Source organism: Streptomyces sp. NPDC050658, from assembly GCF_044457025.1.
Taxonomy (GTDB): Bacteria; Actinomycetota; Actinomycetes; order Streptomycetales; family Streptomycetaceae; genus Streptomyces.
Genome location: NZ_JBITGM010000024.1, coordinates 1 through 19,986, shown reverse-complemented (window position 1 = coordinate 19,986; position 19,986 = coordinate 1). Strand labels below are relative to the sequence as shown.

At 65.8% G+C, this 19,986-nt stretch carries 16 protein-coding genes and 1 pseudogene; 6 read left to right on the top strand and 11 right to left on the bottom strand.

The window, feature by feature from the left end:
- Positions 1-114 precede the first annotated feature (114 nt).
- Entirely contained in the window at positions 115-342 is a 228-nt protein-coding gene (locus ACIBKX_RS40510) for a DUF2180 family protein (RefSeq protein WP_363278017.1), read from the bottom strand.
- Positions 343-466: 124 nt separating this feature from the next.
- A complete protein-coding gene (locus tag ACIBKX_RS40505; protein ID WP_363278018.1) occupies positions 467-1,534 on the bottom strand; it encodes a phosphatidylinositol-specific phospholipase C domain-containing protein in 1,068 nt (355 codons plus the stop codon).
- Positions 1,535-2,121: 587 nt separating this feature from the next.
- On the opposite strand from ACIBKX_RS40505, the gene ACIBKX_RS40500 reads away from it, so the two are divergent.
- Positions 2,122-4,590, top strand: a complete 2,469-nt coding sequence (locus ACIBKX_RS40500; RefSeq protein ID WP_363278019.1) for a SpoIIE family protein phosphatase — start codon at positions 2,122-2,124, stop codon at positions 4,588-4,590.
- Positions 4,591-4,843: 253 nt separating this feature from the next.
- Here ACIBKX_RS40500 and ACIBKX_RS40495 read toward each other — a convergent pair whose 3' ends face one another.
- Positions 4,844-5,404: a hypothetical protein gene (locus ACIBKX_RS40495; RefSeq protein ID WP_363278020.1), complete on the bottom strand. Its 561-nt coding sequence runs from the start codon at positions 5,402-5,404 to the stop codon at positions 4,844-4,846.
- A 497-nt stretch (positions 5,405-5,901) separates the two neighbouring features.
- Between ACIBKX_RS40495 and ACIBKX_RS40490 the strand changes: the two genes are divergently transcribed.
- A complete protein-coding gene (locus ACIBKX_RS40490) occupies positions 5,902-7,626 on the top strand; it encodes a hypothetical protein (RefSeq protein WP_399377335.1) in 1,725 nt (574 codons plus the stop codon).
- A 165-nt stretch (positions 7,627-7,791) separates the two neighbouring features.
- Here the strand turns inward: ACIBKX_RS40490 and folE are convergent, their stop codons facing one another.
- From folE to ACIBKX_RS40455, 7 genes are all read right to left on the bottom strand, one after another.
- On the bottom strand, positions 7,792-8,397 hold the full coding sequence (gene folE, locus ACIBKX_RS40485; RefSeq protein ID WP_363277946.1) for a GTP cyclohydrolase I: 606 nt from the start codon (positions 8,395-8,397) through the stop codon (positions 7,792-7,794).
- A gap of 3 nt (positions 8,398-8,400) precedes the next feature.
- Positions 8,401-9,132: a 7-carboxy-7-deazaguanine synthase QueE gene (locus ACIBKX_RS40480; protein WP_363277945.1), complete on the bottom strand. Its 732-nt coding sequence runs from the start codon at positions 9,130-9,132 to the stop codon at positions 8,401-8,403.
- Positions 9,129-9,581 (bottom strand): 6-carboxytetrahydropterin synthase, encoded by a 453-nt coding sequence (locus tag ACIBKX_RS40475; protein ID WP_363277944.1) that lies wholly within the window; start codon positions 9,579-9,581, stop codon positions 9,129-9,131. Before ACIBKX_RS40475 ends, ACIBKX_RS40480 begins: the two co-directional genes overlap by 4 nt.
- Positions 9,581-10,273, bottom strand: coding sequence for a 7-cyano-7-deazaguanine synthase QueC (gene queC, locus ACIBKX_RS40470; protein ID WP_363277943.1), 693 nt, complete (start codon positions 10,271-10,273; stop codon positions 9,581-9,583). Before queC ends, ACIBKX_RS40475 begins: the two co-directional genes overlap by 1 nt.
- A 2-nt stretch (positions 10,274-10,275) precedes the next feature.
- Positions 10,276-10,728 carry a hypothetical protein gene (locus tag ACIBKX_RS40465; RefSeq protein ID WP_363277942.1) on the bottom strand — a complete coding sequence of 151 codons (453 nt, stop codon included), beginning with the start codon at positions 10,726-10,728 and terminating at the stop codon, positions 10,276-10,278.
- 133 nt (positions 10,729-10,861) lie between these two features.
- Entirely contained in the window at positions 10,862-11,281 is a 420-nt protein-coding gene (locus ACIBKX_RS40460; RefSeq protein ID WP_363277941.1) for a hypothetical protein, read from the bottom strand.
- 417 nt (positions 11,282-11,698) lie between these two features.
- Positions 11,699-13,639 carry a hypothetical protein gene (locus ACIBKX_RS40455; protein ID WP_363277940.1) on the bottom strand — a complete coding sequence of 647 codons (1,941 nt, stop codon included), beginning with the start codon at positions 13,637-13,639 and terminating at the stop codon, positions 11,699-11,701.
- Positions 13,640-14,995: 1,356 nt separating this feature from the next.
- Here ACIBKX_RS40455 and ACIBKX_RS40450 point away from each other — a divergent pair.
- The 3 genes and pseudogenes from ACIBKX_RS40450 to ACIBKX_RS40440 form a co-directional block, all read left to right on the top strand.
- A pseudogene (locus tag ACIBKX_RS40450) lies at positions 14,996-15,249 on the top strand (tyrosinase family protein); the annotation flags it as partial.
- A 218-nt stretch (positions 15,250-15,467) separates the two neighbouring features.
- Positions 15,468-16,250 (top strand): hypothetical protein, encoded by a 783-nt coding sequence (locus ACIBKX_RS40445; protein WP_363277939.1) that lies wholly within the window; start codon positions 15,468-15,470, stop codon positions 16,248-16,250.
- Entirely contained in the window at positions 16,183-16,812 is a 630-nt protein-coding gene (locus tag ACIBKX_RS40440; RefSeq protein ID WP_363277947.1) for a putative Ig domain-containing protein, read from the top strand. Before ACIBKX_RS40445 ends, ACIBKX_RS40440 begins: the two co-directional genes overlap by 68 nt.
- Positions 16,813-16,935: 123 nt before the next feature.
- Here the strand turns inward: ACIBKX_RS40440 and ACIBKX_RS40435 are convergent, their stop codons facing one another.
- Positions 16,936-17,181: a hypothetical protein gene (locus tag ACIBKX_RS40435; RefSeq protein WP_363277938.1), complete on the bottom strand. Its 246-nt coding sequence runs from the start codon at positions 17,179-17,181 to the stop codon at positions 16,936-16,938.
- Between the two features lie 400 nt (positions 17,182-17,581).
- Here ACIBKX_RS40435 and ACIBKX_RS40430 point away from each other — a divergent pair.
- Positions 17,582-19,986: DUF6603 domain-containing protein (locus ACIBKX_RS40430; protein WP_363277937.1), on the top strand; the 2,405-nt coding region annotated here is incomplete at its 3' end.

Genomic DNA, 19,986 nt, shown 5'->3' with positions numbered 1-19,986 from the left:
CAGCCCCCACACCAACGATGCGCTCAACCGCTTCCAAACACGCATCACCCAAGGCCTCTACACCACCAATCCCCTCACTGTCTAAACGCCCACGGGAGAAGTCCCATTGCTGTGTCATCTGATCGTCCCCGTGACGACACCCACTTCCGCCATGTGACAGGTGGTACAAGTGATGCGGCGAGCTGCCCGTGGTCCCGTGGACACTCCCATGCCGACTATCCGGTGCAGGGTGTCCGGGCGGATTTGTGTGTGATGGGCACAGAGGGCCGCCCCGCAGCGGCGGCATAAGGCGACAGCAGTCGTTGTCGCTCGGGCTTGGGTGTGGCAGTCGTAACAGATCATCGCTCAAGTCCGTTCTGTTCGGGTGTCTTCTGGGCGCTGTCGGGTGCGGCGACGAGGCGGCCGGGCCGGTCTAGTTGCGCGGCCAGGGCGTCGGGGCCAGGAGAGGGAGGATGCTGCGCGACGGCTAACCACGGGTCAGGACCGTGGAGAGGACGTCGGGCAGTGCGTACCAGTCCGACGACACGATGCTGGCATCGCTGCACGCCAGCAGGGCGACGCGGTCTTGCGCCTGGGCAGGGGGCGGCTTCACGGAGTCGATGCGCGGGGGCACGTCGTGAGGGTCGGTCATGACGACCAGATAGTTCCGCTCGGCGTACCACTTGGTGTCGATGGTGTCGCTCGCGTACGTGGACGCGTTGCCGTCGAACACCACGAACCAGGGCCGGATCGTCGCATCCTTGTAGCGTTCGCGTGGGTCGCCCGGCTCGGCGCCGAGCACCGCGGGGAAGGCGGCGGCCTCGCCCAGGCGGCCGGCCGCCGCGAGGTCGCGCAGATGGGTGGCGTACTCGCGGTCGGTCCACAGGGTGTCGGCGGGGTTGGCGCGTTCGGCGGTGCCGGGGATGAGTTCGATGATGAACGTGCCGTCCAGATCGCTTCGCCGGGGCAGCCAGCCGTCGCTGCGTACGGCCTGATCGAGGGTGATGTGGTCCGCGGTGAGCTGGCCGGGGCGGTAGACGGCGTTGCCGAGGTAACTCTTGAGGAGGTCGTCGAGATCGCCGGGGCCGCGCCCGCTCTTGCGCCAGAAGCCGTCCTTCAGCTCAACCTTCAGGAGGATGGGCCGGTGGCTGGGGTGAGCGTCGTGCCAGCTCTTGATGTCCGCGAGACACCCGGTCAGCCTCTGGTTGCGCGGCTTGGTGCGTAACTCGGACGCGCTGACGGCGTTCTCGCAGTTGTTGTTGTTCCCCACCGGGTTGGTGTGCGAGACCCGCCAGCCGTTGCCGAACGGATTGGTCCACACGTCGATTTCGAGCATTGCGGCACCCGTGTCGAGTGCGTCGGCGAAGTACGGATACTTCGACTTCTCGTAGGCGTTGTGGACTCCTACCCCGGTGGTGGCCGCGTACGACGGCTGTGGTGCCGGAACGCCGGCAGCGGCTGAGGTGCCGCTCGCGGGTACTGCCGTTCCGAACGCCAGTGCGCCCGCCGCCGCGACCGCCAAGGTGAGTCGCGCCCCCTTTACGCCTGCCTTCATGGACCACCGGCCCTTCATGTCGCCGTCGTCCCGTTCAAGTCGACAGAAATATGGGGAAGTTGAATGGACGACTGGCGGCCACCGCGCGTCGCGGCGGCGGCCAGCCGCCGTCGGTGTCGCGAGTCCGCTGTAAGGGTTGCGAGCAGCGAGCCCGCTGTGAGGGTTGCGAGTAGTTCACGGCGCTCATCGATGACCGATGAGCGAGCAGTCAGCAGTTACGCCGGGTCGAGGAAATCCGCTCGGACCACGAGAGGGTAACTCGGACCACGCTAGGCAATACGCACTGGATTTGATGGTGAGCGCCTCGATGAGGCGTACCCGAATAGACTGCTGACGCGCCGTGACGGCGGTTCTCATTAAAGTTTCTTGGATATACGGATAGTTAATAAGGCTATCTATATCTGCCTGTACCTACCGTATCCGCTGTCAGGCAACAGTGGCGAGTCGAAGGAAGAAGCCGGGCCTCGATCCCCTTCTCGTGCCGCTTGACCAGGGGTACATGGGGCGAACCGGATGGGCGTACCGCAGTTGTGCCTGTCCCAGAGACAGCGGAGTCTGTAGGGCATGAACGGGGCTGGTGTGGCGGCATGACGACATGGAACACGGATCAAGATGCTGACTTTCGTGGACCCCTCGACGTCACCAGGGCGGCCACGGCTGTCGTCGACGCCCAGGACGTGGTCATCGGATGGAGCCCCGCGGCGGAGCAACTCCTTGGATATCGCCCGCAGGACGTCGTCGGCCGGCCCTTGGCCACGTTCCTGTCACCCGGCCCGAAACCCCCTGCCCACCATCTGTCTCCCGAGTTGCGGGGGAACGAGCTGCACATCGCCCAGCACCGCAACGGCCGTGAGCTGATCGTCGCCACGGCGGTGTGCCCCCTGCCCGGCGCAGGCCCGGCCGCGCACGTCCTCGTCGCGACGGAGCTGAAGGATCTCCGGCAGTGGGAATCCCGGCAGGCCCTGTTACAGGGCCTGGCCACCCAGTCGCCCGTCGGCCTCGGCATCTACGACACCGACCTACGCCTGGCGTGGTGCAACACGGCGTACGAACGAGAGATGGGGCGACCGTTCGCCGAGTTCCGGGGCCTGCGGGCCGATCAGCTGTACGCAGACGGGAAGTTCGTGACCAAGGGGCATCCGCCCACGCTCGAAGCGGTCATGCGTCACGTACTGGACACCGGAGAACCATTCCTGGACCTGCACTTCAAGGGCCGGCCGCCGAGCGACCCGGAGACGGACCACCTCTGGACCTGCGCCTACTACCGGCTCCAGGACGCCGACGGACGCGTCATCGGAGTATGCGAGGACGCGTTCGACATCTCCGAGCGCTACAAGGCCCAGCGTCGCCTTGCCCTGCTGGTCGAGGCGGGCAGGGGGATCGGAACCGCCCTCGACGTGCGGGTCGCCGCCGAGAAGATCACCGAGGTGGCGGTCCCGGAGTTCGCCGCAACGGTGGTCGTCGACCTGGCGAAGGCGGTACTGGAAGGTGGCGTACCGGCCACCAGCGGCGCGGCGGCGACGTCACTGGTGCGAGTCGCCCGCTGCTCTGCAAGGGAAGCCGACCGGGCAGGTGCGGTAGAGCAGCCTGCTGGCCGCGGGGCGGCCGGGGCCGACCAGGCCGACGACCCCGCTGATGATGTCGGGCGCGCCACTCCCCCCTCCCAAGCGGCCCCATCCCCCGTGCAGTACCCGCCCGGTTCCCCGCAGCGCCGCAGCCTCGCCTCTGGTGGACCCGTGCTCGACGGCACAACCCTGGTCGTACCACTGCGGGCCGGGAACAGCACGCTGGGACTCGTCACCTTCGCCCGCGACACCGGCTCGGCCACCTTCGACAGCGGCGAAGTGGCCCTGGCCGATGAGCTGGTCGCCCGTACGGCCGTATCGATCGACAACGCCCGCCGCTTCACCCGTGAGCGCACCGCGTCCCTGGCTCTGCAACGCCAGTTGCTGCCCCAAAGCGTGCCCGAGCCGTCAGCCGCCTACCGCGCCTATCGCTATCTGCCCAGGGACGGTGTGACAGGGGTCGGCGGCGACTGGTTCGACGTCATTCCACTCTCCGGAACCCGGGTCGGGCTCGTGGTCGGGGACGTGGTCGGCCACGGTCTGCAGGCAGCCGCCACCATGGGCCGATTGCGTACGACCGTACGCGCGTTCGCCCAAATGGACATGGATCCCGTCGAGTTGCTGACACGGCTCGACGACCTGGTGGCGCAGTCGGCGGAGGAGCAGCCCGGCGAGCTGGGAACGCCCGACGGGGCCTACGACGATGTGACCACCGGGGCCACCTGCCTCTACGCGGTCTACGACCCGGTGTCCCGGCGCTGCGTCATGGCCAGGGCCGGGCACCTGCCGCCGGCGATCGTCACGCCGGACGGGCGGCCCACTTTCCCCGATCTGCCGGCCGGCCCGCCGCTGGGCCTCGGCAGTCTGCCGTTCGAGTCGATGGAGATCGAGCTGCCGGTGGGCAGCCTGCTGGCTCTCTTCACCGACGGCCTGGTCGAGGCGCGCGACCGCGACATCGACTACGGACTCAACACCTTGGGTCAGGTACTCAGCGACCGGCACGCGTCGCTCGAGGAACTGTGCGACCGGGCCGTGGCGGAGCTCCTGCCGAGCGGCATGACCGCCGACGACACCGCCCTGTTGCTCGTCCGCACCCGCGAACTCGACCCCTCGCACGTCACCGAGTGGGAATTGCCCGCGGAACCGGTCACCGCGCGCCGTGCCCGGGACCTGGCGACGCGGCAGCTTCGCCAATGGGGGCTCGAGGAACTGTCGTTCGCGACCGAGCTCGTCGTCAGTGAACTGGTGACCAACGCGGTCAGGTACGCCGAAGGGCCGATCCAAGTGCGCCTCATCCGTGACCGCACCCTCCTGTGCGAGGTCGCGGACAGGGGCCACACCTCACCGCACCTGCGCCACAGCGGAGATGAGGATGAAGGCGGGCGCGGCCTGTTCATCGTCGCGCAGCTCGTGCAGAGGTGGGGAACGCGCTACACCCGTTCCGGCAAGACCATTTGGACCGAACTGGCCTTCCCTGCGTCGCCGGGGTGAGTCCGGTCCGTGCCTGGCCGAGCGCCGAGCGCCGAGCGCCGAGCGCCGAGCGCCGAGCGCCGAGCGAGAGTGCCGAACGCCCAACGTGAATACCACAGTTCGCGTCGCACCTTGCCGCGCGTCGATGCGGATCGAGGACGGCCCGGCAGGGATCCACGTGAGGGCGGGACCCGGCGAGCCATGCCCGGAGGGTCCCGCCCCTTGAGGCCAGAGCCGGTGAATTGCTGTGACTGCGGAACTCAGGCCTATGTGACTAGTTGTAGCTCATCAGCTGGTGGGCGGACGGGATCCGGTTGTGGACCGTGGCGCCATTCAGCGCCCCGGCGTTCTTCACCTTGTCCATGACGTCCTGGTAACTGTTCACCGTCCGGTCGGCGTTGTCGTGCCTGTGGAAATCGTGAGGCAAGTTCTTCAGACCATCAATGCCCCCGATGAGCGGTGCGAGAGCCCTGGAAAGGGCGGGGTCGGCCTTGGCATTGGCGACCGCCGCCTTGAGCCGGTTGTATGCGAACGCGCCGGCGAGACTGGCCTTGACGAGGGCCATCGTGCGACCGGGATGACCCTTCTTGAACTTGCCCGCCTTGTGCGGCTTCCAGATCCACTCATACGTAGCGCCTGCGGCAAGGCCGGCGTCCACAACGAAGCGGGTCTTGGCGAGCTTTCGTTCCTCAGTGGTCGGCCTGGGGCTCGGGGCGGCGACACCGTTGGTGTCCTGCGCAGCGCTGCGGGTGTCGGCGGCACAAGCGCTCGCGCCGACTAACACAGAAAAACAAAGGGTCAACGCTAAGGCAAGGCGCCGTAACGGTACGAGCATAGTCTCCTCCAGAGAAGTTACTTCGGGGACGATCTCCGGGAACGCCTCCTCGAAGCGGATAACTCAGCTCCCAGGGTCACCTCGAATCGGCAGACACGCCATTCGAAGAAGTCCGGAGACGGCCGGACTCATCTGCTCAGGCATGCCATTGCGGGTCGGCTGCATGGGGCACGGCCGCAGCTCGGCATTCTGCCGTGGCGGCCCGCAGGTGACTCTTCGTGACCGGCCAGGTTTCCGGGCGGCGCCCGGCGGCCAGCCCGCCTCGATCACCAGGAAATCCCAGCCCGTTGAGGCGAGCTCGGGGGCCTTCAGCGGCGGCGCGGGGACCCTTCAGCGGCGGCATCGAGGGGATGGACGTGTGGCAGCGACATACGACTGGGCGGGGTCCTGGCTGTCAGGGCCTGCAAGTGTCACGGAAGGGACACCTTGCGATGCAAGCGTATGACGCAGTCTTCTCCGCACCCGCGCATATTCCGTGGGGTCAGGACGTCCAAACGGTGGAAGCCAGCCTCTTCGGCCTGTACAAGGCGAACGGCCAGCACACCTACGACCGGTACGCCTGGGACCCCTCTGAAGGCAAACCCTGGTGGGGCGACGCCCCGGCAGAGTCGGGCACGCTCACGGACCTCTTCAACGTCGACCCGTTCACCGCCAGCGGTGGTGCGAGCCTGGACGGCAGCCAGCCCCTGGACGCCGCACTCTGCCTGGACAACCCGGCCGAGATCTACCTGTTCCAGGGCGGCCTCGTCCGCAAGATGTCCGTCCACCAGCCGACGTACAAGATCCGCGACACGGACACCTACGCCGAGCCGATCTCCCAGGTCTTCGGCAGCTCCGACAACAACCCCGCCTTCGCCTTCCAGCGAATCCGGGCCGCACTCTACTCACCCAAGGACGGTGACTCCGGCAAGATCTGGTTCTTCGACCACGACACCACCAACTGCGTCTCCGTAGACGCCGACACCTACGACCAAGGCGGCAACAATCCGGCCGCAATCAACACCGTATGGAAACTCGACGGACTGCCCACGGGACTCGCCACCGCCCTCACCACCGCCGGCAGCCCCTTCTGGGCCACCACCCAAATCCTGAAAACGGACAGCGAGCAGAACGGCCAGTCCCAGGACAAGGGCTCCTTCGGCACAGGCAGCGACTGGTGCCCCTTCACCCTCAGCACCGAAACACCGGCCATGTCCCTCATCACCGACACCAGCAACCAGAGCTTCGCCGTCCCCGAGGGCGTGGACAGCATCACCCTTGAACTCTGGGGCCCTGGAGGCGCAGGCGGAGGTGGAGGCAGCACCGTATACAGCGGAGGAGATGTCAACGGTGGCGACGGGGGGTCCGGCGGCGCCGGCGCCTACCTCCGCCAGACCATCACCCCCGCCCCGCCAAGCCCTCTCACCATCACCATCGGCACACCCGGCGGATACACCTGCTATCCCACCCAGAGTCCGTCCCTCATCGCTGGGGGCGGTGGCGGTGGGGGTGCCGGCGGCGGCGCCGGTGACAGCGGCAACGTCGGCGGTAACGGCGGCGCTGGCAACGGTGCCGTTGGCGCAGGCGGGGGCGGCGGCGTCGGCGGGGGCGGCGGCCAGGGGGCCGGGTCCTCCACGGGTGGCCAAGGCGGCAGCGCCGGCGGCAGTGGCAGCCACACCGGCAACGACGGCTCCAGCGCGGGTGCCACCGGAGGTGGCGGCGGGGGCGGCGGACCCAGCGCCTACGGCAACGCCGGTGGTACGGGCAACGCCGGTGGCGGTGGCGGTGGCAGCGGCTACGGCGACGGCACCGCCGGTGGTGGCGGCGACGGCGACGGCGGCAGTGGTGGCGGCAGCGCCAGCGTCGGCAACGCCGGCTCCGGCGGTGGCGGAGGCGGCGGGGGCGGGGGCGGCGGCGACAGTTACGGCGGGGGCGGAGGCGGGGGCGGCGGTGCCGGCGACGGCGGATTCGCTGGCGGCGGAGGCGGGGGCGGGGGCGGTGCCGGCAACGGTGACAGCTACAGCGGCGGAGGCGGGGGCGGCGGCGGCGCTCAGGGACTGAGCAAATATCCTCCCGCCGTAACTGTCTTCGAACCGTTCTCCAGCAACGACCCCAGCGTGCCTTATAACCAGCTCGGCAACGGCATCGGCACCGGTGGCAAGGGCGGCGATCACGGAAGCCCCGGCACTCGTGGCAACAACGGTGGTCAGGGAGGCAATGGCGCAGCCCGTATCAGCTGGTAGAACCCACACCCGAGTCCGTACACGATGACGATCCGTCGGTGCCGTCAGGTACCGACGGATCGTCATCGGCACGACAGGACCGACCGCATCGGTGTGGGCGGACCCCCGCTCGCGGCAGGCGACTATCGGTTCGCACAGGCGGGTCAGCCCGTTCGCACAGGCGGGTCAGCCGGATATGAGCCGGTGCAGCTCCTCCCGTGCCTGGGCGTCTTCCAAGAAGCGGCCGGTGTAACTCGCAGTGACCATGACGGAGCCGGGTTTGCGGGCGCCGCGGTGAGCCAGGCAGCCGTGTTCGGAGCGGATGATGCAGGCGGAGCCGAGGGGGGCCAGGTGCTTGTCCAGGGCTTCGGTCACCTCTCGGGTGAGGTCTTCCTGGGTCTGGAGGCGGCGGGCGTACACGTCCAGGACGCGCGGAAGCTTGGACAAGCCGGCCACGGGCGCCCCGATGGCGGGCTGGTAGGCGATGTCGGCGGTGCCGGTGAAGGGGAGCAGGTGGTGGGCGCAGAGAGACGTGAACGGCACGCCGGTGACGACGATGGGCGTACCGGCGTGCTCGGCCGGAAAGGTGCGGGCGAGGTGCTGGGCGGGATCCTCGTCGTAGCCGGCGGTCATCTCGGTGAGTGCCCGCAACACACGGGCCGGGGTGTCCACCAGACCTGGGGCATCGGCGTCCAGGCCGCGGGCCTCCAGCCAGGCGCGGACGCCGGCCTGGAGTGCGGCAGCGCCGAGTGCGGTCTGTAGGCCCATGGGCTGATCGGTCTGCTGCGTCATGGGTCAGCGGCCTTTCTCGTCACCCCACGTGAGCACGTGGAGGCGGGTGCTCAGGTTGAATCCGGCGGCGATGGCCGGGTCCGCGATGCCGCCGAGGCGGGCTGTGATCGTCGCGTTGTCGTAGCCCTCGGGCATGATCCACACCAGGTGGGGCGGGATGCCGTGCGCCGCGGTCAACGCCTCTACGTCGTGAATGTCCGGCACTCCCCGGCAAACGAACTTGAATACGGCTTTCCGGGTGTCCAGCAGCGCGCAGAGGGCACCGGGGCGGATCCGTTTGTGAGTCGGGCCGCCGGCGTGGGCGAGCTTGGGCGAGACGTTGAACCGCGTCACCCAGCGGGCCGTTTGCCCGGTCGGGGCCCGGGTCCCGTTGGTCTCCACCTCGATCTCCACTCCGGACAGGACAAGTGCGCCGAGCAGGGATCGCCAGCCGTCGGTCTTCTGGTGGAGCAGGGGTTCGCCGCCTGTGATCACAACCATGGCGGGGGCGCCCTGGAGCGCCCGGGTGACAATGTCGGCGACGGAGGTGCGGATGAGGGTGGCGCGCAGATCGAAGCGGTCCGCGTCCCAGGTCTCCGGGGTGTCGCACCAGGTACAGCTGAGGTTGCAGCCGCCGAGGCGGATGAACGAGCAGCGCCGCCCGCAGGACGGTCCCTCTCCCTGCACGGTCGGGCCGAACACTTCCCGGATGACAAGGGTGTCGGCGGTGTCAACGGTGACGGTGTCGGCGCTCACTCGACGGCCCCGGCCGGGTCGGGCGCGGTCCACGTGGCGCCGTTGACGTGCGTCTCGGTGACGTGGACGCGGGAGACGTGGGCGTGCTGCGACCGCTCCAGATTCTGGAGGACGTCCTGGGCGACGTGGGCGAGCAGCTCTGCGGTGGCTTCTACGGTTGGCCAGCCGGTCACCTCGTACACCTTGGAACCGTGGGAGCGCAGCACGGACAGCAGAGGGTCCTGGGTGCCAAGCATGGCTCCGTGGTCCAGGTGCTGGTCGATCCAGCGGCGCACTTCCTTCTTGAGGCTGCCGAACTCCACGATCAATCCGTCGGGCGGCAGCTCCGGGTCAGTGATCGTGATCTCCGCCCACCAAGAATGACCGTGCAGGTTGGTGCACTTGCCGGGCAGGTGCGGCAGGCGGTGAGCCGTCTCGAAGTTGTGACGGACGCTGACATGGTGGGGCATCAGCCGGCCTCCTCGTTGATCGCCGCGTACGTGGTGGGGTCGGTCAGGCCCGCGTCGGCGAACGCCTCCCTCCGCTCGACGCAGGTGCCGCATCGGCCGCAGTGCAGGTCACCGCCCTGGTAGCAGGACCAGGACAGGGCGAGGGGGGCATCGAGGTCGGCGGCGCGGCGGGCGATGTCCGTCTTGCTCATGTGGAGAAACGGGGCTTCCACGGTGGGGGTGGGGAAACCGTCCAGCGCGGCCGTCACGGAGGCCCGGAGGGCATCGAGGAAGGCGGGGCGGCAGTCCGGGTAGATGGCGTGGTCACCGGCGTGGATGCCGAGCGCGACGACTGCGGCGCCGCGCGCGCTGGCGATACCGACGGCGACATTGGCCATGATCGCGTTGCGATTGGGGACGACGGTGGACCGCATCGTCTCTGCGGCGTAGTGGCCCTCCGGGACGTTCACCGTCTGGTCCGTCAGGGCGCTGCCGGGCATCAGGGCGCCGACGTCGGAGAGGTCGATGACGTGGTGTTCGGCGCGGTAGTGCGCGGCGATTCGGCGGGCCGCCTCCAGCTCGCGCATGTGCCGCTGGCCGTAGTCGAAGGACAGCAGGAGCAGCTGGTGGCCGCTGTGGTGGTAGTGGGCGCTGAGGGTCGTGGAGTCCATTCCGCCGGAGAAGGTGAGGACGGCAAGGTGGGCGGGGGCCATGATCAGGCCTCCCTGTCGGTGGTGGCAGTGGCACTCGCACTCGCACTCGCAGTTGCCGTTGCCGTTGCCATTGCCGTTGCCGTTGCCGTTGCGGAGAGAGTGAGTCCACCGCGGACTTGCTGACGCAGATCGACCGTGACGGCGGCATTCAGGACGGCGGACAGGTCGCGGGCGATGGTCGCGGCGAGCGTCTCGCAGTAGATGCCCTGGTCACGGAACGACCACAGGTAGTGCTTGAACGCCTTGGACTCCAAGGAGCGGCCGCGTGGGGTGTAGGTGATCGTGGCGTCGTAGACGTCGGGTTGCTGGGTGACCGGGCACAGAGCAGCGAGTTCGCTGGTGCGGTAGGCGACGTGCTGGACTTCGTCGGGGACGGCCACCGTGTCGAGGGCGTCGGCGGTGATCGGGTGGCCGACCGTGCGACCGAGGTAACGGGGGGCGACAGGTGTGGTCATGTACTGGTATAGGTGCGTGCCCCGCTGTTTGCCCTCGCCCGTAGGGCAGCGTCGCCTGCCCCTGCCAGCCCTCTCACCCGCCGCGACCGCTCCTCTGGTCGTACGCGATGAACTCGCCCTAGGTGAACTCGTCTTAGATGAACTCGACGAATGGACCGTTGCTCACCCGCATGCCGGCCGTGAACGGCGAGTCCATGAAGTAGATGACCATGATCATAAAGGCCATCATTCCTGCCATGGCAGTCACCATTAACGTCTGCCCCCAGCCCCTAGTGGCCGGATAGGAAAAAGTGAACGCCATGACGAGTCCGGCCCCCGCGAGAAGCCCCAACCAGACGAGCGGATCCAACTTTGACCGGAGGACGTCCGATCTGGTTTGCCGCGCGGCCGCGGCTTCGTCAATCCCGTCCATTCCAACTTGCTGAGCCTTCTCTTGGTAGGCGGTCCGGGGTTTGACGTTCGCATACGTCTCACGCAATTCACTCAGCCGATGACCCGCTTGGACGCTCATGGCTCCTTCACGCGCCATCAGCCGCCATTCGTTCTGGACCACCTCAGTGGCGTACTCAGAAAGTTGATGATTAATTCGATCTCTTGATTGCGGGGGAAAACTTCCAGCAGAAATGGCGACACTCCGGAGAGCGGACGCCTCATCCCTAACGGAGGCGTGTGCACTGCTCCACGAGTCCCACGCTCCCACAATGGCAAGCCCAAGAGTCATGGCATAGATAACCCCTACCCAGGACGACGTATATTGAGGTAATCCCGATACGTCCGGACTCTCGCCGGAGGCATCCGAAGACCGTATTTGATGCCACCGGAAAACCACAGAAATGGCTATCGTAACAACGAGAGAAACTCCCAAAATGGTCAGCGTCATTCCCATGGGAAACTCCAAGAGTGTAGTGATTACTTCACCGAAACAGACATGAATGCATGGCCGGAGAGAGTCAGAGAGAAAGAGGTTTCGTTAATCATGCCTCCTGTTGTTGCCCCATCGCGCGAACAAGAGAAGCAGCACGACGATGCCAGGAACGGCAAGGAGGAGAATGAACTGCGCGCTTCCGATGGGTTCAATCGGAAGATGCTTCCCTGGGGTGGCACCCGAACCCGCTTCGCTGCTCAAGCCCGCTCCGGCATCCGCGCCGTCCTTCGAGGGCGGCGGCTGGGTCGGCTGGGGCGGCGTGGACGCATCAGCCGTCGGCGGAGTGACAACGGGGCTGGTCGCGGGGCTGGTGGCGCCCGGCGGGGCGACGGTCCGGCCGTCCGTTCCCCTCGGTGGCAACCCCGGCGCAGAGGCCGACGGCAGCCCAGGCGGAGGTGCTGACGTCGGACCGGGCGGAGGTGCCGACGTCGGACCCGGGGGCGACGACGGCGCGGGCGATGGGGTGGCACTGGGACTGCTTGGATCGACGCTTGGTGCCGAGACGGTTACCCGGACTGTGTTGCTGGTGGCGCTGAATTCTCTGCCCGTCAATTCGCCGGTGTACCCGACTGCGGCCGCGTTGTTGATGTCCACGGCATGCGGAGCATCGTCGTCGACCCTCACACGGAATCTCGCCGTGGCCCTGCCCTCGGCAGGAAGGCGGCCGCCCTCGGTAGCGCTCGCGCCGCCGCCCACACGGAGGATCAGACGCCCCCTGTCTCCGACGGCGTGAAAGTCGCCTTCGTCATCTCCCCTGGCGTCCGTGAGGGCGGTGCCGTTGATCGAAGCACTCCCGGGGACGTAGTGGGCGTAGCGGGGAACGGCGTCACTCAGTACGGAATCCACTGCGGCATCGGAGCCGCTGTTGCGAATGTTGATCTCGTAGTCGATCTCATCGCCAGGCTTTGCGTTTACGCCGCTCGCGCCGACACGTCTTTTCGTCACGTCAAGTTGGGGCACGCTCAGTTCTGTTGCCAGTGTCAGTACGCCGGTGTAGAAGGTGTCAGAGCTCGTCTTCATGTCGATGACGGCACTATTCTCTTGATTCCCGATGGTTCCCTGCGTGTCCGTTTGGAAAACGTCCATGCCCATCATGTTGGAATACGAGGGTACGCGTCCCGGATATTCTGAGGTCAGCTCTCTGGCGTAGCTGGCGAAGGCATTGTCGACTGAATCCCCTCCGGTCGTGATCGGAGTCGAGTTGACCAGCATCTGATCGCCGCCACTTGGAGTTGCGTCACCTTCATAAACCACACCCCCGATGTGTGACTTCACCTCTCCCGTGGGCGGTGTATGGAAGCCGGAAATCTGCAGTCGAACACCGTCGGCAGGCGTAGCGCCTCCCCGAACGACACTGAATCCGTCAAAAACGGCCAGGTTGCGGATCGGTTCCGTGGCGTCCTCGTAAACGACGACCAGCGCCCAGCCGGCGTAACGATCATAGCCAGGGGCGGACTGCACATTTGCCCCCGTGTAAGAGCCGCTTCCGGCTTGCTCGACAAGCGCGGTCACGTCGGCGAACCCTTGGTATACCTCATTCTGAGTTGTATTCGCCTCGTCGAACCGATCAGCCGTGACCGTATGGTATGGGCCACCGGGAACACTGAGACGCATGGTGTTCCTGGCGGTCGCATCGGGGGCTGCAGCGGTACCTGGCGCGGTATCCCCACTCCAGTAGAGACCCGCGAAGAGGACAGTGGACTTCCCCGGAAGCTGGACGGCAGAACTGGAGGAGTTGAATGTTGAGGAATCCGCATCGGAGTCCACGAATGCCATCTGATGTGCATTATTGCTGATCCGAGTGGGGTCTGCCGTCCTGTCACGTACGTTTTCGCAGACAGGATCCCTTGATTCGCAGGACATCAAAGAGTTGCCGCGGATGACAATCGCTCCGTTGGTGTTCGCCGTGAAAACTCGGCTGAACGCCTGTGCCGGATCAGCCGAAGCCGGCGCGGGCGACATCAGCACTGCGCTGAGCGCCGTCACCCCGAGCACAAGGATCGTGGCAAGGATCGTGGTGCAGCGACGGATCCATAAATCCGCCGGACCCCGTGTGAACGCCGGGGTACTCCGCTTCACCCACCGGCACATAAGTCTCGACATCAGTTCAGGATGACCTCGAGGAGAGCCCAGACCGTGCATCGACGCAGGCTTGCGTCGCAGACCGGGTGCCGTAAGTCGTGCTGCGCCCTGCACGAAGAGCCGCATCCACCTCACTCGGCTGGACGGTTTCGCACTGCCGCAAGCGTTTCTGGCGTCAGCGGGAAAAAGCACCTCGATCATCCTCATCCTGGAGCGCAACTAGGGGCCGTCGGGCGGGGCGGAGCATGCGGCAGCGATCACCCTCGCGGGCGACGGTTGGCTCCGCGTGTTTACGCCTCACTGCCGCTTTCACGTAATAACTGGCCGCTCTCGGTAGAAACTCACTGTCAATTCCGCTTGATCGCCACGGGTGTCGTGAAGGTCATAACTATATCCACTCGGACACGAGGCGGAACTCTTGTCGGAACCCCAGTACGGATTGTCCCAGGAAACCTTGAAGTCTCCCGCACTCGTGGCGTATATGACGTACCCTTCCGCTCCTGTCGCAATTCCGTCGGAACGGTTCTCGAAATACGCCTTGCCTGTCTCGGCGTCGATGGTGTTCGGAGGCTCGGGCCCAGACCCCCGTACCCCCAAACACCATGATCGAGATGCTGCTCCTTCTTCCTGAGCACTTCGGGCGTTTTATTATAGATGGTGATGAAGTAATTCCTCTCCCATGAATTCGACATCATTTACCCCTTTCCCGAGGTCGCAGATCGGCCGCATTGCGAAATCCTCATCTTGAGCATTTCTGCAATGTTGTATGTCTCCCTGCGAGAGGTAGCCCTCGCTGGCTCTGGGGCACATCTCCTGACGGACCCAGCGTCGTACGGCGTCGTGGCCGAGCGGGGGGGGACAGGGCATCGGAATCCGGCTCCGCACACGGGCACCACGGAAGGCGGCCCGTCTGGGGCAGCGGTCATAGGCGGCGGACAGCCCATCTCCCACGACGGTATGACGCTTCGTCCCCCATTCAGCGGGGGTGAGTTGGCCAGCCTTGAGACTTGATCCGGCCGGTATCACTGAGGTTCAGTAGGTCACCGACCACGATGCTGGTCCAGACCCCGCTTCACTGACGGGGGGCGGCCTCCGCCGGTGTTTTGTCGGCGACCGACGGCGGCCGCCAGCACGGTCCACCCGGACTGCGGCTGGGACGCGGCGGGAGTGTGTCCCTGCGCCGGTCGACGTCAGCGACGGCCACGTGATGGACGGCCCGTTCGCATTCGCCTCGGGCCGATGGGCGCGGCTTTCTGCGCCGCTCGCAACCATCTCGAAGGCTGGCGCGGCGTCAATCTGCACAACCGGGTGCACGTCTGGGTCAGCGGCCGGATGGCTACCGGAGTCTCTCCCCCCCCCCAACGCCCCCCAACGACCCGGTGTTCTGGCTGCACCACGCCTTCATCGACAAGCTCTGGGCGGACTGGCAGAAGCGCCATCCCAGGTCCCCCTACCTCCCGGCCGCCGGCATCCCGAACGTCGTGGACTTCCGCGAGCACGACACGGCGCGCTGACGAACGTCGGCTGGTTCGGGCAGGCCTTCGGGAAGCCCCGCGGACACCCGCTGTACGGCCGGAGAGGTGATGAAGCCCGCTCCGGGGAGGGAGCGGGATGAAGGCCGTACTTATGAGGGGGCGCCTGCGGGGAGAGGCGAAGGAACCAGCCGTCAGGAGGCTGGAATGACAGCTCCAACAGCGCATCGAAGCACGAACCGGCACAGGCAGGAAACGTGATGAGAGTGCACAAAAACTGGCTGCCCAATTGGTTTCGATTAGGTCATCTGAAGAAGGGTGCGCGACTGGCCCTTGTCGCGACGCTGCTTGCGGGTGGCTTCGTTCTTGCCGGGCCGCGCTCGTCGGCGGTTGCGGCGGAGGCCTGCCCGAGCGTGGAGGCGTGTTACAACAACGTCGGCATCACGGCGGACAACAACACCGATCCGGGGAACTTCGACGGCACCGGCTCCAGCTTCTCCGCCGACGCGTTGAGCAAGGTCGGCGCGACTCCCGGATCAACCATCGTCTCGTCCGGGATGAAGTTCACCTTCCGAGGCCATCCGTCCGGCGCCGACGAACCGGCGGACAAGCCGGACAACCTGGTGGCCCAGGGACAGAAGATCAACGTTTCCAGCCCCGGAACAACCCTGGGCTTCCTGCTGTCGGCCAGTTACGGACCCGTTTCAGGTACCGGAACCATCACATACACGGACGGCGACACCCAGAGCTACACGCTCAACTCAGCAGACTGGTGGACGCCCTGCCCGTCGAGCGGCAGCCGACTGGCCATCCACGCCGACTACCAGAACTTGCCGGACAACACCAAGAACAGACACCCGGACGCCAGCGCCAATATCTTCTCGGTGACCGTTCCTCTCGACCCGGACAAGACGATCGAGTCCGTCACCTTGCCCCCCGGCGCAAACCGAGCAACCGCCGGAAGGCACCAGCGCCCTGCACATCTTCGACATCGCGACCAGCGGCACGACCAGGATCAGCGACCCGGGCGACCAGACTTCTGAGGCAGGAACACCGATCACCGATCTGCAGATCGACGCGACGGCCTCCGCCCCGGAACACGACCTCACCTACAGCACCAACGCTCTGCCGCCCGGCCTGTCGATGGGCTCTGCCGCCACCGTCTCCGGCACACCCACCAGCCCCGGCACTTACACCGTGACCGTCACCGCCACGGACACGATTGGTTCCGCCGCGTCCACCACCTTCACCTGGACCATCACCCCCAACTGCGAGATCATCTACGCCGACAGCCATAACGACACGCTGAAGACGTACACCGCACGGATCGACATCAAGAACATCGGCACCCGTCAAATCGCCGACTGGACCTTAGGGTTCGCCTTCCGAGGCGATCAACGCATCGATCCGAAATGGGCGATCGGCGGCAACTACTCACAGTCCGGTAAGGACGCGACGATCACGAAGTACTCGTTCCGCCCGGGGATCGACCCCAACACTTCCGCCCCACGTATCGCCCTCGCCTACGGGCGGTACACCAACAGTTTCGCTCCCCCCAACACCTTCACTCTCAACGGAGCCACTTGCGTGGACAACATCTCCTGAGGCATTGCGGGGCACGGTCTTTCGTCCTTCCTCAGGAACGGCGCCACCGAGGAGTCTGACGAAGGCCCGTGCACCGGGGAACCCCCGGTGCACGGGCCTTCACTTCCGTGCCCACCGCCTGCCCTAGTCAGGCGGTGCCGGGCCGTTGCCTTGAGGCCGGGACCAGACTTCAGGTCCCCCACCACGCCAGTCAATGAACATGGCCGTCTCGACGATGAAGGCGTCGGCGTCGTCCATCCCGGCCCGGCGCAGGAGTTCCACGAGGTCGCCGACGTTGTGTGCCCGACCCAGGACCTGTCCGTCCATGCGCACGCGCCGCCCCCCTGCGGCGGAAGGTGGGGACACGAGGACGGGCAGCTGCTCGGTCATACCGCCAGCGTTGCCCGACCAGACGGTGAGCGCACGCGGAACGGGGCCACAGGGGTGGGGCCCAACGTCCCTGGACGCAGCGGCGCCTCAGGCCTCAGCGAGAGTCGCCTCCCTTAGGTATGCCCACTTCCAGGGTTGGCGCACGTCCGGCACCGGCGCACGCGGCAGTCGAGTTGCCGATGCTCGCCGAGCACCGGCGCGGGCCTGCTGACCTGCCACGAGTCTCCGCCCGTCGCACGACAAGGGCCATAAACGTTCTGCGTACGCGCCGAGGGGGAAGCTCGAGCCCGTGATCTATAGGGATGGGTAGGACCGTGTATCCGCACGGATCCGAAAGGTGAGACGCCGCTCCTATCCAATTGCAGGGTGACGGCTGACGGCATGTTGTCGGAGGTACGGCATGACGAGCATTGAAGCAAGCGAACAAACCATATCCCAAATTCTGCAGGCCTACGGAATCCCGCTGCCTGATCCCCATGCTGCCGACGCCATGCCGCAGGTCTCTCTGGTGCCCTCGGTGAGTACGCAGCAGATAGGGAGCATCGACGATCCAGATAATCCCCTGGTGGTTTACGGGGAATCAAGAGACAAGCAGTCCCTCTTCATCTTGGGCGGCGTCAAAGAGAAAGACGTGGGCCCCGTCTACATTCTGCTGTCCGCCAGTAAGCACGATCCCAACGCTGTCCCTCAGGCCTACTTGTCACTCGTGGCATTTATCGGTGGTGGCGTGCTGACCGATTACGACATCGAGCTGGATTACGTCGGCACAGGTCTATCCACGGGCACACTGACCGAAGCCGACATCAAGGCATTAAACAAGAACCTCACGAAACTAAAATCGGACTGCCCGCTCAGCTTCCCCTCTTCCAATATAGAGAACTCGGTCGATCTGGATTTCAAAAAGACTCCCGGGTTCGCCTTCATTTGCCTCAAGCTCGGAGCGGGTATTAGATTCACCTCACTCGAAGGTTCCTTCGACCTGCAGGTTGTGATTCCCTATCTCACCGCGAACTCCGAACCTTCGTGGGCCAATCTGGGTGTTGCGTTAAGCAAGTTCTATCTGCGTCGAATCGGAATCACCTACGAGACGACCGATGGCGGGGCCTTCAAGCTCGTCGTGTGGCTGGACGGCACTGTGTCGTTCGGCGGGAAGCCGAACGACAAGGGGCAGGTGGAGGGCGACGGGGTCACGTTGGAGGTGCTGGGGTTCCATCTCGGCATTGTGATCCACCCTGACTACTCCTGGTCGCTGGCCGGGGGCTGGCCGGACGGGCTCGGCCTGGATTACGTGAGGGACCCCGTCCAGATCTCCGGTGGTTTTGCCGTCATCCGCAACAGGGCGGAGTACGACTTTCTCGCCGAGGGGGGAATGGCGGTATCCATCCCCGGACTGAACGTTGAGGCCCTTGGCGCTTACGCACGGGCGAAATCAGGGCAGGTGGACCAGACCACCGGCGAGGCGCTCGCCGATTATCCCCTGATCTTCTTCTATGCGCTGATGCAGATGACATCCACCACGAAAGGGACTCCACCCGAAGGAATTGAGGTATTCCCCGGCGTGATGCTGACGGGGGTCTGCTTCGGCCTCGGGCTGGGCTGCCAGTTGCACGTGCCGGATCCTGCCAAGGTGCTGAAGTTCCCGCTCGTGACGACGCTCACGGCCGGTGCCGGAGGCGCCAACAGCCCTCTGGAGATCGTGAACAAGCTGACGACGCCGGACCAGGACGTCCATCTCACGTGGATCACACCGCAGGACGGTGGGTTCTGGTTCGCGGCCGGGATCGCGGCGAACATCGTCGAGGTGTTCAACATCTGGGGACTTGCGGTTGTCTCCATTCCGCAGGGCGGCAACTGGGCAGCCGCCCTGATCGGCACCCTGGACATGGTGTCCTTCAAGGGCCTGTTCAAGGTCAAGGCCGCCCTGGAAGCCGAAGTCTCATCCGAACTCGTGGCATTCGGCGCCACTCTCGCCCCCGGCAGCTACATCATCAACGAAAAATGGTTCAGCCCCTCCGGCGGAATAGACTTCTACGCATACATCGGCGGAAAGAACAAGGGACAGTGGGTGCTCACCGCGGGCGGATACCCGTCCAACTTCAGCACACCGCCCGGATACCCGCCGGCCCCGCAGCGAGTCGGAATCACCTACAAGGAAAACGTACTCGGAATCGTCGACTTCGAGTCGTCGATCAAGGCATATCTGATGTTCTCCAACGCCGGCATGGCAGCCGGCGGCGCCTGGGACATCAGCCTCACCGGGAAGATCTGGAAAGTCGAGCTGAAGATCTACTTCACGCTGTCCATCGACTTCATGGTCCAGTGGTCCCCCTTCTACGCCAGCATCTCCATACAGGCGAGAATCGGCGGCCAGGTCAAACTGTGGGTCATTCAGAAGAAGGTGGAAGTATCCGGTACGGGCTCCGTGTGGCTTCCGCCCTTCGGCGGAGAAGTATCGGTGAAGCTGCCGTTCGGCATCCACCCGTCCTTCCCCTTCGGTGACAAGCCCAGCGACCCCGACTGGCTGTCCTGGGACGACTTCGTCACCCAGATGCTCCCGAAGGACGGGCGTCTGCTGACCAAGGCCGAGACCGGCCTGATGCCCGTTCCCAGCACCCCCGACGCCGCACAGAACACCCTCGCGGTGAAGGACTCCGGATCCGCGAGCCCCTGGAACGTGTCGATCCACGGATTCAGCTTCTCCACACACTGCGTGGTCCCCTCCACCAGCATCACCGTCAACGGCACCACCCCCGCCAACATGTCCCAACGCCCCCTGGACGTACGCCCCATGGGACCCACCAACGC

Excerpts from the sequence above, each read along its gene's own strand:
- queC (WP_363277943.1), bottom strand. The coding sequence starts at position 10,273 with ATGGCCCCCGCCCACCTTGCCGTCCTCACCTTCTCCGGCGGAATGGAC.
- folE (WP_363277946.1), bottom strand. The coding sequence starts at position 8,397 with ATGACGCAGCAGACCGATCAGCCCATGGGCCTACAGACCGCACTCGGC.
- ACIBKX_RS40475 (WP_363277944.1), bottom strand. The coding sequence starts at position 9,581 with ATGCCCCACCATGTCAGCGTCCGTCACAACTTCGAGACGGCTCACCGC.
- ACIBKX_RS40445 (WP_363277939.1), top strand. The coding sequence starts at position 15,468 with ATGAGAGTGCACAAAAACTGGCTGCCCAATTGGTTTCGATTAGGTCAT.
- ACIBKX_RS40465 (WP_363277942.1), bottom strand. The coding sequence starts at position 10,728 with ATGACCACACCTGTCGCCCCCCGTTACCTCGGTCGCACGGTCGGCCAC.
- ACIBKX_RS40505 (WP_363278018.1), bottom strand. The coding sequence starts at position 1,534 with ATGAAGGCAGGCGTAAAGGGGGCGCGACTCACCTTGGCGGTCGCGGCG.
- ACIBKX_RS40495 (WP_363278020.1), bottom strand. The coding sequence starts at position 5,404 with ATGCTCGTACCGTTACGGCGCCTTGCCTTAGCGTTGACCCTTTGTTTT.
- ACIBKX_RS40510 (WP_363278017.1), bottom strand. The coding sequence starts at position 342 with ATGATCTGTTACGACTGCCACACCCAAGCCCGAGCGACAACGACTGCT.
- ACIBKX_RS40435 (WP_363277938.1), bottom strand. The coding sequence starts at position 17,181 with ATGACCGAGCAGCTGCCCGTCCTCGTGTCCCCACCTTCCGCCGCAGGG.
- ACIBKX_RS40500 (WP_363278019.1), top strand. The coding sequence starts at position 2,122 with ATGACGACATGGAACACGGATCAAGATGCTGACTTTCGTGGACCCCTC.